Annotated in this window: 14 protein-coding genes; 10 read left to right on the forward strand and 4 right to left on the reverse strand. The window is 52.0% G+C overall.

The window, feature by feature from the left end; translation table 11 throughout:
• Positions 1 to 1526: glycosyltransferase family 39 protein (locus tag VMT62_06240; protein HVN96009.1), on the reverse strand; the 1526-nt coding region annotated here is incomplete at its 3' end.
• 177 nt (positions 1527 to 1703) lie between these two features.
• On the opposite strand from VMT62_06240, the gene VMT62_06245 reads away from it, so the two are divergent.
• The 6 genes from VMT62_06245 to pssA all read left to right on the forward strand — a co-directional run bounded on the left by VMT62_06245 (position 1704) and on the right by pssA (position 6677).
• Positions 1704 to 1853, forward strand: coding sequence for a hypothetical protein (locus VMT62_06245; protein HVN96010.1), 150 nt, complete (start codon positions 1704 to 1706; stop codon positions 1851 to 1853).
• Positions 1850 to 3538 (forward strand): biosynthetic-type acetolactate synthase large subunit, encoded by a 1689-nt coding sequence (gene ilvB, locus VMT62_06250; protein HVN96011.1) that lies wholly within the window; start codon positions 1850 to 1852, stop codon positions 3536 to 3538. Before VMT62_06245 ends, ilvB begins: the two co-directional genes overlap by 4 nt.
• 200 nt (positions 3539 to 3738) lie before the next feature.
• Entirely contained in the window at positions 3739 to 4269 is a 531-nt protein-coding gene (ilvN, locus tag VMT62_06255) for an acetolactate synthase small subunit (protein ID HVN96012.1), read from the forward strand.
• Positions 4262 to 5260, forward strand: coding sequence for a ketol-acid reductoisomerase (ilvC, locus tag VMT62_06260; protein ID HVN96013.1), 999 nt, complete (start codon positions 4262 to 4264; stop codon positions 5258 to 5260). The genes ilvN and ilvC overlap by 8 nt, the downstream gene beginning before the upstream one ends.
• Complete coding sequence (locus VMT62_06265) at positions 5257 to 5901, forward strand: phosphatidylserine decarboxylase family protein (protein ID HVN96014.1); 645 nt, start codon at positions 5257 to 5259, stop codon at positions 5899 to 5901. The genes ilvC and VMT62_06265 overlap by 4 nt, the downstream gene beginning before the upstream one ends.
• Positions 5898 to 6677: a CDP-diacylglycerol--serine O-phosphatidyltransferase gene (gene pssA / locus VMT62_06270; protein HVN96015.1), complete on the forward strand. Its 780-nt coding sequence runs from the start codon at positions 5898 to 5900 to the stop codon at positions 6675 to 6677. The genes VMT62_06265 and pssA overlap by 4 nt, the downstream gene beginning before the upstream one ends.
• Here pssA and VMT62_06275 read toward each other — a convergent pair.
• The gene (locus tag VMT62_06275) at positions 6631 to 7272 is read right to left on the reverse strand and encodes an HAD-IA family hydrolase (GenBank protein HVN96016.1); all 642 of its coding nucleotides are present in this window, start codon (positions 7270 to 7272) and stop codon (positions 6631 to 6633) included. The genes pssA and VMT62_06275 overlap by 47 nt on opposite strands.
• Positions 7273 to 7475: 203 nt before the next feature.
• On the opposite strand from VMT62_06275, the gene VMT62_06280 reads away from it, so the two are divergent.
• From VMT62_06280 to VMT62_06295, 4 genes are all read left to right on the forward strand, one after another.
• Positions 7476 to 7946, forward strand: a complete 471-nt coding sequence (locus VMT62_06280) for an HAD family hydrolase (protein ID HVN96017.1) — start codon at positions 7476 to 7478, stop codon at positions 7944 to 7946.
• A 65-nt stretch (positions 7947 to 8011) separates the two neighbouring features.
• Positions 8012 to 10624: a preprotein translocase subunit SecA gene (gene secA / locus VMT62_06285; protein ID HVN96018.1), complete on the forward strand. Its 2613-nt coding sequence runs from the start codon at positions 8012 to 8014 to the stop codon at positions 10622 to 10624.
• Positions 10625 to 10718: 94 nt separating this feature from the next.
• Positions 10719 to 11867, forward strand: coding sequence for a bifunctional glutamate N-acetyltransferase/amino-acid acetyltransferase ArgJ (gene argJ, locus VMT62_06290; protein HVN96019.1), 1149 nt, complete (start codon positions 10719 to 10721; stop codon positions 11865 to 11867).
• Positions 11868 to 12224: 357 nt separating this feature from the next.
• Positions 12225 to 12527, forward strand: a complete 303-nt coding sequence (locus tag VMT62_06295; protein HVN96020.1) for a hypothetical protein — start codon at positions 12225 to 12227, stop codon at positions 12525 to 12527.
• Positions 12528 to 12585: 58 nt separating this feature from the next.
• On the opposite strand, the gene VMT62_06300 is transcribed toward VMT62_06295, so the two are convergent.
• Both VMT62_06300 and VMT62_06305 read right to left on the reverse strand, forming a co-directional pair.
• On the reverse strand, positions 12586 to 14001 hold the full coding sequence (locus VMT62_06300) for a DUF4129 domain-containing protein (GenBank protein ID HVN96021.1): 1416 nt from the start codon (positions 13999 to 14001) through the stop codon (positions 12586 to 12588).
• Positions 13998 to 15206 (reverse strand): DUF58 domain-containing protein, encoded by a 1209-nt coding sequence (locus tag VMT62_06305; GenBank protein HVN96022.1) that lies wholly within the window; start codon positions 15204 to 15206, stop codon positions 13998 to 14000. Before VMT62_06305 ends, VMT62_06300 begins: the two co-directional genes overlap by 4 nt.
• Positions 15207 to 15222: the final 16 nt, after the last annotated feature.

Genomic DNA, 15222 nt, shown 5'->3' on the forward strand with positions numbered 1-15222 from the left:
GAAGATTTGTCCTCCACGATGAGTAATATATCATCTTTGCTCTGTTTTATCTCGTCAATATCGACTCCTATGTGAACCGGCTTACCGAGGTAGAATATGATCCCCGCCGAATTGAAGCCGAGCGTGTAGAACTCCTTGGTGTTCTTGTACGGGGCAAGCTCATCGGTGATGAGCTTGAGAGACTTCGTCGATTTATCCACAAGTGGCATGTACCAAGCATTATAGAAATAGCCGGCCACAACAAGATAGACGATGAACATACCGAGGGCCAATCTTCCCGATCGCTTGACAAGCATGGCAAAAAACAATGCACCCGTGGCAGAAAGAAGGCCAAGATACGCATACAGGGACTTAGGACCGCTCCTCACCACATCGATCACGTCCGAGCCCCGCATGGAGGGAATCATGATCATGGCACAGGCTGGAAGCAGGACAAGGAAAGCGGCGAGCGCCTTGAGAGTACGATTTGTCCCGACTCCGTCCACGAGGCCGACCCAGGCATCCTTCAAAAAGAGGCCACAGATGAGCGCCGACGCCGGATACAGGGAAAGCAGGTATATGGCCCGTTTGCTCTGAGAAAACTCAAAGAACAAAAAGGTCAGCACAAACCATATAAGGGGCAGCCAGTACTTCTTTTTCCACGCGTGAACCAGGGCAAAAGGCAGAAACATGCTCCAGGGAAGAAAATTGAAGAAGAGTTTGTGGAAATAATAGAAGAACGATTCCCTATGGTCGAAGGCGTTCGCATAGCGGGTTATGTTCTGATGGAGGATGAACTCCCTGATGTAGGCTTCACCCGCGGCAAAAAACCAGATGGAGGCAACGGCAGCAGATAAAAGACATCCGCCTATGAGGGGTATAATGAACCGTTTCCATTTCCCCTCTGTAAGCAGGTAGACAAAGGCCACGCCGGCCGGGATGACAAGGCCCGCCGGGCCTTTTGTGAGGATCGCGATCGAAGCGGGAAGAAAAGAGAGCGCAAAAAAGAACCTCCTGTCTTTGGCCGAAGCAACATAATTCAGGAAGATTGTGAGGCCGATGAAAAATGCAAAGGTCATATCCATGACCGATTCCCTGGCGTTTGAGAGATACTGGTAATTAGTTGCAAGCACGAGCGCGGAGAGGAAACCGCACTGTACACCGACGAGCATCCTGCCCAGGAAAAAGACCACGAAAATAAGGAGCGTAGCCGCAATAGCCGAGGGTGCCCTTGAGGCAAATTCGTTGAGAGCTCCCCCTATCTTTGCGGCCGCCACAATCATCCACGGATAGAACGGAGGCTTCTCGAGATACGGCTGACCGTTGAGATAGGGATGCACATAGTCGCCCCTTTGCATCATCTCCCGGGCCATAATTGCCTGCCTGGGTTCGTCGGGGTCCCAGAGAGAAGTGGCCCCCAGATAGGAAAAGAAGAGCACTAAGGCGAGGGCAATCACGATTAATATTCTCAAGCGCATGAGTCTACCTGTCCTGTCAAGGGTACGGTAAAGAGAGGAGAAGACATCCGAGAGGAGGTACGCTTTCAAAACAACATTTTTTCTGGATGGATGTGCGACTCCTCGGTCGCCAAATATTTGGTAACTTTTATATGCTAATATTTGACATTTTTCAATAATTTTTATACCATATCCTTCAATTGTCATATGGAAAATATTGAAAGTAAAGAAGAAATCTATAAGCGGGCAAAAACCCAGCACGTTCTCTTGGATAAACGTTTACAGATACTGTTGAAAAAACCGTATCTTACCGACGAGGAAGAGCTTGAGGTGAGGGTCCTCAAAAAGAAGAAACTTTACTACAAGGACATTATGGAGAATATGAGCAAAACCGGGGAACCAGAGGAGAGGGATTGAAGAAGACAGGCGCCCAGATATTAGTCGAATCATTGAAAGCGGAGGGTGTGGAATCCCTGTTCTGTTACCCCGGAGGCGCCACACTCAATATCACTGACGCCCTCACCTACGCCGATGTCGAACAGATCGTTGTGAGGCACGAGCAGGCTGCGGTACACGCCTCTGACGGATATGCCCGCGCGTCGGGAAAGGTCGGCGTGTCGATTGTAACGTCCGGTCCGGGAGCCACGAATACCGTAACGGGCATAGCCACGGCCTACATGGACTCAATCCCGCTTGTCATCTTCTCCTGCCAGGTGAATACGGCGCTCATCGGCAACGACGCCTTTCAGGAAGCCGATATTGTCGGGATAACCCGACCCTGCACCAAACACAGTTACCTCGTGAAAGACGTGAGAGATTTGAGCCGAATCATCAAAGAGGCCTTTCATATTGCCAAATCGGGCCGTCCAGGGCCTGTGCTCGTCGATATCCCGAAAGACGTGTCGGCGCACGTCGCCGAATTCAAGTACCCCGACAAGGTCATGATCAGAAGCTATCAGCCCACGTATTCGGGCCATATAGGCCAGATCAAGAAGGCCATGCGGCTTATCGCGAGCTCGAAGAGACCCGTGCTCTATACGGGCGGCGGGATCATTTCCTCGGGCGCGGCCGAGGAGCTTCTCAAGTTCGCCGAGACGCTGTCGATTCCGGTCACGAATACCCTCATGGGGTTGGGTGGCATTCCGGGGAACCATCCACTTTTCCTCGGTATGCTCGGAATGCACGGCACGTACGCTGCCAATATGGCCGTCACCGAGTCGGACCTGATCATCGCCATGGGGGCGCGCTTCGACGACAGGGCAACGGGCAAGACCGATGAATTTGCCTCACACGCAAAGATCATACACGTGGATATAGACCCCACATCCATCAGCAAGAACATACAGGTCGACATACCGATCGTAGGCGACACAAAAAACGTCCTCCTTAAGATGTTTGAACTGATCGATGAAGAAAAAGAGACGTACAAACATCACCACAAAACCGTGTCCGAATGGCTCGCGAAGATCAATAAATGGAAAGAAGAGTACCCGCTCACGTACCAGAAGAACGGGACATTGAAGCCCCAATTCGTCATCGAGAGAATTTATGAACTCACTAAAGGCAAGGCCATCATCACGACCGAAGTGGGACAGAACCAGATGTGGACGGCCCAGTTCTACAAATTCCTCAAACCGAGGACCATGATCACCTCGGGAGGACTCGGTACCATGGGCTTTGGGTTCCCTGCCGCTATCGGCGCTCAGGTAGCTTTTCCAAAATCACTGGTTATCGACATAGCCGGTGACGGAAGCATCCAGATGAACATCCAGGAGTTGGCAACGGCGGTGCAACATAACCTGCCCGTCAAGGTCGTTATCCTCAATAACAGATTTCTCGGCATGGTCAGGCAATGGCAGGACCTCTTCTACGAGAAACGACATACGTGGACGCATCTTCACTCACCCGATTTCGTAAAAGTAGCAGAGGCTTATGGGGCCGTGGGATACAGGATTGAAGCGGAACATGAAGTCGACAAGATATTGAAAGAGGCCTTCCGCAATAACAAGCCGACCTTTATCGATGCGCGGGTAAACCCCGAAGAATGCGTCTATCCCATGGTACCGGCGGGAGCCGCGTTAAAAGAGATGCTTCTTGTTTGAGAAATGAGGTGAAGGCGTGACCTGTGGCCACATGGTTGCCAAGCTTCGGCACGGAAAAGTATCGAGATACGAACCCCATGTGTTCAGCCCGAACTTGTCTAGCATGTGCCCGACAGGAAGGGAAGTTCAGTTACCGGATTGCGGATGAATCTTTGCTGATGGAAGGGGCGCATGTCACACCCCTGAGAATCTAGGAGGAAATGGTGCGACACACAATATCGTTGCTCGTAGAGAATGAATTCGGAGTCCTTGCCCGGATCGCAAGCCTTTTCAGTGGTCGGGGCTTCAATATCGAAAGCCTCTGCGTGGCCGAGAGCCTCGATCCCACGATCTCCACCATGACAATCGTTACTCGCGGGAATGACGCAGTACTTGAACAAATTCTCAAACAGCTCAACAAGCTGATTAACGTGGTAAAAGTCGTCGACTTTAAGGAAATGGACTATGTCTCAAGGGAAATGGTTCTTGTCAAGGTACATGCGGACGACAAAACCAGGGAAGAAATCCTGCGCATGTCGGAAATATTCAGGGGAAGGATCATCGATGTGTCCAGCAAATCATACACAATTATGATCACCGGCGATGAAAACAAGCTCCAGGCCTTCTTGAATCTCATCAGGCCGCTCGGCATCAAGGAACTCGTCCGTACAGGCCCTATCGCTATGGCGCGAGGCGAAAGAACCATTAAAATGAAGGAAACCAATATAAAAGGAGGAGAACAAGATGGCTAAGATGTATTATGACCGCGATGCGGACCTCGGCGTACTAAAAGGGAAGAAGGTCGCCATCATCGGTTATGGCAGTCAGGGACACGCACAGGCGCAAAATTTGAGAGATAGTAAGGTCAACGTGATCGTTGCGGAGCTTCAGGGCACGGCCAATTATAAACTTGCTTTAAGCCACGGTTTCAAGCCTTTGAGCGCTGCCCAGGCGGCAAAGGAGGCTGATATTGTCCAGATACTCGCTCAGGACAACCTCCAGGCCCAACTTTACAGAACCGAGATTCAGACCCATCTGAAGAAAGGCAAGACCCTTGTCTTTTCCCACGGGTTCAATATCCACTATAACCAGATCGTGCCCCCGGCCGACATCGACGTGATCATGGTCGCCCCCAAGGGTCCGGGACACCTTGTGAGACGCGAGTTCGAAAGAGGAGCCGGCGTCCCCTCCTTGATCGCCGTATATCAGGACTACACAAAGAAGGCAAAAAAGACCGCCCTGGCCTATGCTAAGGGCATCGGTTCAACGAGGGCCGGGGTGCTGGAGACCACGTTTAAGGAAGAAACTGAGACTGACCTCTTCGGAGAGCAGGCCGTGCTTTGCGGCGGGGCTTCAGAACTCGTGCGGGCCGGATTCGATACGCTCGTGGAGGCAGGTTATCAACCGGAGATCGCCTATTTCGAATGTCTCCACGAATTAAAGCTCATTGTGGACCTCATGTACGAGGGCGGTATCGCCAACATGCGATACTCCATCAGCGACACCGCTGAGTATGGCGACCTCACAAGGGGTCGCAGAGTCATCAATGAGGATACCAGAGAAGAGATGCGGGCAATACTCGACGAAATCCAGACGGGCGAATTCGCTCGGGAATGGATACTGGAGAACATGGCCGGACGGCCCGTCTTTAACGCTGTACGAAGAATAGACAGCGAACATCTCATTGAAAAAGTCGGCAAGCAGCTCCGCTCCATGATGGGCTGGATCGGGAGAAGAGATTGAGACAAGCCTGTATCGCCAGGGAGGGGTGGAAACTGACTATCCCCTCCCTGGCACTTTTTTTTGTGCTCCTGTCTCTTCATTTCTGGAGCCTTGCAGCCCCCGTCTTCCTTTTCTGTGCATTCTGTCTTTACTTCTTCAGAAATCCCAGGCGTGAGACCGCGGCAGGCCGTGAGGCCCTTATCTCTCCGGCGGACGGCAGGGTAACCGAGATCAAGGACATGGTGGAGCCCGAGTTTGTAGGCGGGGAATGCAAAAGAATCAGTATCTTCATGTCTCCTACGGATGTGCATGTGAACCGGGCGCCCTGCGAGGGCCGCATCGTTCGGATGGTCCACAGGGCCGGCGATTTCGCGCTCGCCTTCAAGAAGGATATCGACAAGGAGAATGAGCGCAATTACATACTCCTGGACCGTGAGGGGGAGAAGATCCTCCTTGTCCAGATAGCAGGATTTCTCGCGAGAAGGATCATCCCCTACGTGAAAGAGAACGATCAGGTGAAAAGGGGCGAACCTGTCGGTATCATTGCTTTTGGGTCACGGGTTGATATTTACTTTCCCAAAATGTATGAATCTATGGTACAATTGCACGAGAAAGTAAAAGCGGGTCTTACACCGCTGGCACAGAAAAAGGGGAGTTTATGAAATACACAAAGAGACGAAAAGGCAAAGGGATCTATCTGCTTCCCAATCTTTTGACCTCTATCAGCCTGCTCGCCGGTTTCTATGCAATCGTGACGGCCATGGACAGGAATTTTGCCTATGCCGCGTATGCGATCTTTGTATCCTGCCTTTTCGACATGCTCGACGGCAGGGTCGCGCGACTTACCCATTCGAGTAGCAAATTCGGTGTGGAATACGACTCACTCTCTGACCTCGTGGCCTTCGGCGTGGCCCCGGGCGTGCTCGTCTATCTTTGGGCGCTGAAAAGCTATGGCAAGTTCGGCTGGCTCGCCGGTTTTCTCTATGTGGCCTGCGGCGCCGTCAGGCTTGCGCGGTTCAACATACAGGTCGATACTGTCCAGAAGAAGAGCTTCCTCGGTCTTCCCATACCGGCCGCCGCGGCAACAATTGCGGGCAGCGTGCTCTTTTACGCATGGCTCGAATACAAGGGCATGTTCAAATCAACCTTGATCCCGATACTCGTCTACGCACTTGCATTCCTTATGGTCAGCAACATCCGTTATTTCAGCTTCAAAGACATGCGTTTCTTTAAGGAAAAACCCTTTCGCTCAACCGTGGCAGCAATAATACTGCTTGTCATCATATTGAGCGAGCCCAAGATTACCCTTTTTGTGGCGACCCTGGGCTACGCTTTGTCAGGACCAGTCTATTCGCTTATTTTAAAAGTGAGGAAACCGGTGACTGAGGACGCTACCCATCCGCGAGAAACCTCAGCAGATCAAGGTGCTCGTCTATAGCACCGTCCGCTTCGAGGCCCTGATTCTTATAAGCGATAAATTTGACACCGGCCGCCCTCGCCGTACCCCTGTCAACCTCTGAATCGCCCACATAGAGCACCCGCTCACGGTCCATCTTCATTACATCGAGGATCTTCTCCACGCTCTCCGGATGGGGCTTGGGATTTTCCACATCCAGAGCGGTCACCACCATGTCAAACCACTTATTGAGACCGAACGCCTCCATAATGTGTTTCATGGTGGTGGTTCTGTTCGTGCTGATGGCGAGCTTCACGCCCCGCTCTTTGAGAGCGGCCAGTGTTTCCGTGAGGTGGGGCTCCATCTTGAGATAGACGATGAAATCCATAAAGTTTATGCTGCTCTTCCAGAAGGCAACGGCCCCCTCTTCTTTGTCAGAGGTGTCTTTAAAAACATAATGGATCGATTCGTAGACCGTATGAGCGTGGCAGTAATGGGCCTCTTCATCGGTAAGCGGTGCTCTTCCCTGAGATTGGGCGATATAATTGTAGAGCATTCTATTCTGCTCGAAAGAATCAAAAAGCACCCCGTCACAATCGTAGATCACGCAGTCGATATCCCATTTCTTTGTTTCCATATGCACTTTCTCCAAACGCTTTTTTTCTCGCTGTTTTAAACTCTATTTAAAAAAAAATCAAGCAAAAATGGGTGCGACGCCCGACTTTGCAGAGCGTTAAATCGTCTATCGCCTGCACTTAGGCTTCACGCATGCAAAATTTTAGTTTTAAATGCCTCAAGATATGGTACAATGGGTGTGGCAAATAAGAACAGGAGGTTGTAATGATAAGTGTTTCCATTCCAGGATGGGGAGATCTTGATATCGAATATCTTGTTGTGGACTATAACGGGACATGCGCTTTTGACGGCAAAATAAAAGAAAACGTAAAAGAAATGCTGGAGAAGGTGTCCCGGTACATCAAGGTCTTTATTATCACATCCGACACGTACGGCAATATTGACAGCGAAGGTAATACCATAGGGTTCAGCATAATCAAAGTCGGAAAAGAGGCAAGCGGTCAGGAAAAAGCGAAGATCATACGGGAGCTTGGACCGGAAAAGATCGTGGCCATAGGCAACGGGGCCAATGACGTTCTCATGCTCAGGGAAGCATCGCTCGGCATCGGCGTAATCGGCGGTGAAGGCTGTTCAAAAGATGTACTCAAAGAAGCTGATTTTGTGGTCAACAATATTCTCGATGCCCTAAGCATTCTTCTGCACCCTGAAAGAATCGTCGCGACATTGAGAGAGTAATTGGATTACAAAGGGTTACGGCTTGGCGAGGTCACCCGTAACCCTTTATTCATACGCCCCTAACCATGATTGGTAATCTCATAAAAAAAATCGTCGGCACCAAGAACGAGCGGGAACTCAAGCGCATTGAGCCGCTCGTCCAGGCGGCGAGCGGTTACGAAGAAGAGGTGAAGGGTCTCACCGATGACGCCCTCAAGGCAAAGACCCCCTATTTCAGAGAAAGGCTCGCCAACGGAGAGAACCTTGATGCCCTGCTCCCCGAGGCATTTGCCGTCACCCGCGAGGCAGCCAGGCGAGCTATCGGTATGAGGCATTTTGACGTGCAACTCATCGGCGGCATCGTGCTCCATGAAGGAAAGATCGCCGAAATGTCCACCGGCGAAGGAAAGACCCTCGTCGCCACCCTGCCCGTGTATCTCAATGCCTTAAGCGGACTCGGCGTGCACGTAGTTACCGTCAATGATTACCTGGCCAAAAGGGATGCCGAATGGATGGGACCAGTCTATAAGTTCCTCGGTCTTTCCGTGGGGACCATCGTAAACGACATGGACAACGAAGAGCGCAAAAAGGCCTATGGCTGCGACATTACCTACGGAACCAACAACGAATTTGGGTTCGACTATTTAAGAGACAACATGCACTATTCCCTCGATGATTGCGTACAGCGGGAATTCAACTACGCCATCGTGGATGAGGTGGATAGCATACTTATTGATGAGGCGAGGACACCGCTCATTATTTCGGGGCCTGCCGAAGAATCGACTGATAAATATTACAAGATCAACAAGCTGATTTATCAGCTCCAGAAAGAAAAAGACTTCATGCTCGATGAGAAGGCAAAAAGCGCTTATCTCACGGAAGAGGGAGTAGCAAAGGTCGAACGCCTCATCAACGTGGACAATCTCTACGATCCCAAGTATGTGGATTTTCTCCACCATATCAATCAGGCGCTCAAGGCGCACCAGTTCTTTGCCCGGGACGTAGATTATATCGTAAAAGACGGACAGGTCATCATCGTCGATGAGTTCACCGGACGGCTCATGCCGGGCAGACGCTATAGCGAGGGACTCCATCAGGCCCTGGAGGCAAAGGAAAACGTCAAAATAGAGCGGGAGAACCAGACCCTTGCCACGGTCACCTTTCAGAATTACTTCAGGATGTACAAGAAGCTTGCCGGCATGACCGGTACGGCGGACACGGAAGCGGTGGAGTTCAAGAAGATTTACAACCTCGAGGTCATTGTAATCCCCACAAACAGGCCGCTCATCCGCACCAATAATGCGGACGTGGTCTATCGGACGGAGAAAGAAAAATTCAAGGCCGCCGTGAACGAGATCGCCGACCTCTATGGTAAAGGCAAACCCGTGCTCGTGGGCACCCTCTCTATCGACAAATCTGAGCGTGTCTCTGAGATGCTCAAGCGCCGCGGCGTACCTCATCATATTCTCAACGCAAAGAACCACGAACGGGAAGCCGAAGTCGTGGCCCAGGCGGGCAGGTCCAAGGCCGTCACCATTTCGACTAATATGGCTGGCCGCGGCACCGACATCCTTCTCGGGGGCAATCCCGAGTTCCTGGCGCTCTCCATGTGTAAGGGACAGAAAGAGAGCGAGGAATATCAAAAGGCCCTTGAAGAGGCGAGGAAGATCTGCGAAAAGGATAAGCAGTACGTGATCAGTCTAGGTGGTCTCCATATCCTCGGCACGGAACGGCACGAATCCAGGCGCATCGATAACCAGCTGCGCGGACGATCGGGCAGGCAGGGAGATCCCGGTTCTTCGCGGTTCTACGTGTCGCTCGAAGATGAGATCATGCGGATCTTCGGATCGGACAAAGTGTCTCCTATCCTCGCAAAGCTGGGCATGGATGAGGACATGCCCATCGAGCATCCCTTCATCTCAAAGGCCATAGAGAACGCCCAAACAAGGGTGGAAGGACATAACTTCGAGATCAGAAAATATCTCCTCGAATATGATAATGTCATGAACAAACAGAGAGAGACTGTTTATGGCATGAGACGCGAGATCATGAAAGAGCAGAGCGTCAAAGACCGGATCAGCGACATGGTCGAAGACCTATGCGAGGACATAGTCTTCGAATGCGCTCCGGAGAAGGTCTATCCTGAGGAGTGGGACCTGGCCTCCCTGAAAAACAGGGTGTATGAGACGTTCTTTTTTCACATAGACCTCGAATCGATGCACGTGAAGGATATGACCCGGGAAGGGCTTTTCGACTCGGTGCTTCAGGCTGCGAAAACCTTTTACGAGAACAAGGAAAAGCAATTCGGAGAGGGCGAACTCCGTCCGGTCGAGCGATTCCTTGTGCTCAATTCACTCGACACGTTTTGGAAAGAGCATCTGCTCGCCCTGGATCACCTCAAGGAAGGCATAGGTCTCAGGGGATATGCCCAGAAAGACCCTTTGCGAGAGTATCAGCGGGAGAGTTTCGAGCTCTTCCTCGACATGCTCGAACGCGTGAAATACGACACCGTGAGAAAGCTTTACGCAGTCCAGCCCGCCAAAGAAGAGATCGAATACAAAGAACCGGTCATGTCCTTTAATCTTGGCGGCGACGGCAGTCTGTCCGGTCAGCAGGAAAAAAAGGGCAAGAAGGTCGGCAGAAATGATCCCTGTCCCTGCGGCAGCGGAAAGAAATACAAAAGGTGCTGCGGACGCTGAGATAAACGCCGGCCCGCGCATTCAGAGACTCGTAACTTGCGGATCCGACGTTTGACCTGAAAGCAGGATAATAAAACCATCGGCAGGTGAAACCATGATCAAAGGCATCAAGTTTTCGGGCATTGCATCGGGTATTAAACCATCGGGGCTCGATCTGGGGCTTGTTCTGTTTCAGGAGAAAACGCATGTCCTGTCTCTCTACACAAGCAATAGAGTAAAAGCCGCACATATACTCTACGACAGGAAATATGAGGGAGACCCCGTCAGGGCTCTTGTCGTGAACAGCGGATGCGCGAATGCGTGTACGGGAAAAGAGGGCATAGCCGATCTCGAGGTAATCGGCGAAAAGCTTGCTAAACTGCTTAAAATAGGACGCACGGAAGTGCTCTTCGCCTCTACAGGGGTTATCGGTAAAAGACTTCCCGTGGATACAATTAAGAGCGCCCTGCCCGTTGCGGTTAAGAGCTTGAGGGAAGGACACGCCGAGGATTTTGCCAAGGCCATCATTACGACAGACACCCATCACAAGTTGGTCAAGGAGACCTTCAAAGGAAAAAAAGACTATAGCATCATTGGTGTTGCGAAGGGATCAGGCATGCTCAACCCCAACTTCGCTACCATGCTCGCCTTTGTGTTTACGGATTATCCAATTGCACCCGATGCAATAAGGGCCGCCTTCCGCCAGGCCGTAACGGAAAGCTTTGAGAAGATAACCGTTGACGGTGAATGCAGCACCAACGACACGGTCATGCTTTTCACCAGGCGGGGGGAGCAGGACCTCTCGGCGCTCGGTGAATTCAAGGCAAAATTGCGCTCGGTGCTCAAGGACCTCGCCATAATGCTCATCCGGGACGGAGAGGGCGCCACAAAAGTCGCCCATATCATGATAAAGGGCGCCAGGAAAAAGGAAACGGCCGAGAAGATCGCCCGAAGGATAGCCATCTCGCCGCTCGTAAAGACCGCCTTTTTCGGTAGTGACCCCAATTGGGGACGGATCATCTGCGCTGCCGGCGACGCGGGCGTGCCCGTGGAACCGGCTAAGGTGGATATCACGCTGCAAGACCAGGAGATTGTTAAGGCGGGCGTTGAGCTACCCTTTGACGAAGAGAAGATGAAAAGAATGATGAACAAGAATGAAATAGCCGTTGTAGTGAACCTCAATGAGGGGAAGGCGGTATTTGATATATATACGACTGATCTTACCTTTGATTATGTCAAAATAAACGCTTCATACAGGTCATGAAGCGTTTATTTTGACATATGATCGTCTTAAGGCCTCGTGCTTTTCGCGGCAAGCTTTGTCAGCTGCGGCGCCTCACAATCCTCGATGTACGCTGTGGTACACCTCCCGTTGGCGGCGCCTTGTTTCGCGTTATCCATCGAAAATCTCTTCGGCCTGAAGAATCTGCGTAGCCGATAGACATCCACTTTCCCAGGAAAGCCGCTCGTGCCCTTCCGGGCGAATAAAGGTCCGCTCTGTGTTTTTTAACTATTAGCTGCACAGCGGCCCTGTCGAGCATGCCCGCCCTTGAAATCCATCGTGGAATGCTTAGAGGATATAAAGACAAACCTCTTGAAGACAGAACATAGGAGATATGATATGCCTGCATGGTACAGCGCAATCATGACGGAATCGGAGGAGATTAAATGGCGGGCTAAGTCTAACACCGAGCTTTCCGCCTTAGGGCCCGACGATCGCAGGGTCGTTATCGAGTTCGAAGGTGATCTCGAGAAGGTGCCGTGGATAGACGATATTCACTGCGAGGATATTACCGTGGACCTGGGAATGCTCGCTGATTCTGCTCCACAGCTCTTTGACAAGCCCTGGATCAAGGGTCGGCATGCCCGAAAGGTAACCCTTGCCGCCATGGGACACCATTATCTCATCGATATACAGCTATAGGCATAAACGTTCGCACGGGCAAGTTTGGCAGAGCTTAGTCTCGTTCACGAATTTGTCATCAGAGATTCTGTTTTAAGTCTCGGGCAAAGAAACGGGTTTTGCATCTCGCAGGCCAGTGACGGGGATGCACGAGTGAGATAAGGGCCGACCTCACCGGCCCAAAATACTCCGGGCAGACCGTAGCGTCTCCGTAGGCCTCCTTATTGAAGGCGCCCACAATAAGATTCACTTGAGCGGCCAAGTCAGGGAAATAGCCGTTTAAGCGCGAGCCGAACTCCAGAGGTGTTTCCTGAATTCCACGATGAATGCCGCTATGGTCTGCCCACCGCAGAAGTGCCTGAAAAACCTCGGATGCTCTGTCATATCCCCGGACGCGTTGCAGAATCGAACGATAGAGAAAGATAACGATCCGCCATAAACGCACGTACCACGGGATGTTCTCACCCGTCGCCCTCATCTTCTTGAGCCCGTACGAGGTCCTCGAAAAAAGCCATTTGACGAGATAGTAGATTAACATTGCACAGAGAAAGACGAGAAGCGCTACCGCGAGACCTCTTATCCCCCAGGCAAGGATCTTATCGAGAAGTCTCATCCACCAGGTGTCCGAGCCAAGCAACCGGTCGGCCACCATGCCTTTAAGCGAGGAGCCGGCGGGCTCGGGCCGCACGTTCCTGGCCCCGAAAACGAACCGCAAGACCGTCTCTATGCCGGGCACCATCCAACGCGCTCCTGTATGAAGCGCGCGATAGCCAACCGTGGCAGCGCCCTTGAGCACAGGCACAAAGAAGAGCGCCAGGCTGCCCGCCGACAGGAAGATAGCGGCTATGAATCCGGCCATGGTACCGACTCCGCGATAACCGGGCAGGAAATCAGTGGTCTCCCCGTTCTCGTCCTTTGCCATGCCAACAGCCATGAGACTGAACAGGAAGAATGGAAAGATCAAAGCAAGGGAAGTCCTATCCTCGATCACTACACCGCCTTTGGTGCCCAATAATAGTTTCAGGATGGAAAGGCCGAAGAATGCCGCGAGACCGGCATCGAACCGGTAACAGAGGTCGTAGTAGCTCATGGGCCGCCGGCAAAAGGTTATCCCACCTACCCAGAAAGCAAGTATCCAGAAAATAACGAGAAAAAGAACGAGCCATTCGAGAGGATCTCTTGCCATGTGGATAAATGCGACGCACCAGCCTGAGCTAAAGAGGGGACGCGTCTGTTCGTATATATCGTGGATGACGAGAAGGCTGACGCATAGAAAACCGAGTACTTGTAAACCTCCCACATAGATGACCCGCCACCCTTTTCCCTGGGAGATACGGGTGAGCATGGCCGCACCGACAAACGCAAGCAGGGCGCCGAGAATAGGAAAAGGCTGGTGCATGCAGGCCGTGACGGAGAATATCGCCCAGCTGTAAAGCCAGCATATCTCCATGCCTCCTGATGTAAGCGCGAGCGCGACCGTGGCTTGTTTTTTCATGTCCTCTCGACCCGCACTCCGACGGGACCATCCGTATGGCTCGTGTAAGCCCCCTGCGCTTGCCCATCCCTTCGCAAGAGACTCATCCCTTCACAGGTGATAACGGTTACGGGCGTCCTGCGGCTCCTGCCGTATTCTTTTACCATGCGAGTCATGTAATCTTCCTTCCTGGTAATATATACGCAGCTTGTTCCCCACGGAATTTCAAGGGAATCGCGTAGTACCTCCAATAGGGTTGCCCGCGGTTTCATTTCAAGCCTGGCCAGGACCTCCAAAATGGCCGGCACCTGTCGCGCGCTTCGCGCGACCGAGACAAATGCAGAGGTGCCTCCAACTATGGCGCCATTCGTCAGCATGCCTATAGCACATCCTTGCCTGTCAAACTTGACTGCGAGGGAAGCGGCCACCTCCAGTGAACGCTCAAAAGCTTGCGTGTCGGCATCGGTGAATTGTCCCACATCGACGATCAGGAGCACTTTCTCCTGCTCGGTGGATTCAAAAATCTTCTCCTGCAGGCGGTGGTGTCGAGCAGACGCTTTCCAGTGGATATACTTTGCCGGTCGTCCATATTGATAATCGGCGGTACCCAGAATGTAAACAGGATCGTTGACCGGGCTTTCACCCCCGGGCACGCCGAAAAAATCACGCTTAGGCAACGTAATCGGGTTAAGAGGCAAAAGCTTCGGGTAAACAATCACTTCAGTTGCCTCGCCGATACTCTGCTGTCTCACGAAAAACCCGAAGAGATCGCCCGACGATGCTTGTATCGGACCGATTGTGTGGACGCCCCGGTGGGCGGCCACAAAGCTCCACCGGAACTTCGTGATCTGATACCAGAGCAGGCTTCTTTGCGCGGTGAGCGGCGCATCAAAGAGCCGAGCGTGGCCACCGTCACCTACCGGGATCTCAACCTCCAGCCAGACAGGCAGGGCTTTTCCGTTTTGCGCATTGATGGTAAGCGTCATCTCTTCGCCCGCGAACACACGGACTTTGTCGAGCACCTGCCTCAAGCCGATCTTCGAGTGGGAGAACGCCGTCCAGAGTTTCAATCCTCCCATCATGACTATTACGAGGAGGGAAAGGATAAGGAGATCGTGGCCACCCCTTGAGACGTTGAGCAGGGCCACGAAAAGCAGTATGCCCACGAAAAAAATGATCATCGCTGTGGAGAAAAGGGTTGAGACCCTGCGCTGAGATATCGTCATCTGCTTTGAGTCCTTC

This window comes from Syntrophorhabdaceae bacterium, from assembly GCA_035541755.1.
Lineage (GTDB): Bacteria > Desulfobacterota > Syntrophorhabdia > Syntrophorhabdales > Syntrophorhabdaceae > PNOF01.

Bases quoted from the DNA above. Each gene is read 5' to 3' on its own strand.
- ilvN (HVN96012.1), top strand. From the start codon at position 3,739: ATGGTGCGACACACAATATCGTTGCTCGTAGAGAATGAATTCGGAGTC.
- ilvC (HVN96013.1), top strand. From the start codon at position 4,262: ATGGCTAAGATGTATTATGACCGCGATGCGGACCTCGGCGTACTAAAA.
- pssA (HVN96015.1), top strand. From the start codon at position 5,898: ATGAAATACACAAAGAGACGAAAAGGCAAAGGGATCTATCTGCTTCCC.
- VMT62_06275 (HVN96016.1), bottom strand. From the start codon at position 7,272: ATGGAAACAAAGAAATGGGATATCGACTGCGTGATCTACGATTGTGAC.
- VMT62_06280 (HVN96017.1), top strand. From the start codon at position 7,476: ATGATAAGTGTTTCCATTCCAGGATGGGGAGATCTTGATATCGAATAT.
- secA (HVN96018.1), top strand. From the start codon at position 8,012: ATGATTGGTAATCTCATAAAAAAAATCGTCGGCACCAAGAACGAGCGG.
- argJ (HVN96019.1), top strand. From the start codon at position 10,719: ATGATCAAAGGCATCAAGTTTTCGGGCATTGCATCGGGTATTAAACCA.
- VMT62_06295 (HVN96020.1), top strand. From the start codon at position 12,225: ATGCCTGCATGGTACAGCGCAATCATGACGGAATCGGAGGAGATTAAA.
- VMT62_06300 (HVN96021.1), bottom strand. From the start codon at position 14,001: ATGAAAAAACAAGCCACGGTCGCGCTCGCGCTTACATCAGGAGGCATG.
- VMT62_06305 (HVN96022.1), bottom strand. From the start codon at position 15,206: ATGACGATATCTCAGCGCAGGGTCTCAACCCTTTTCTCCACAGCGATG.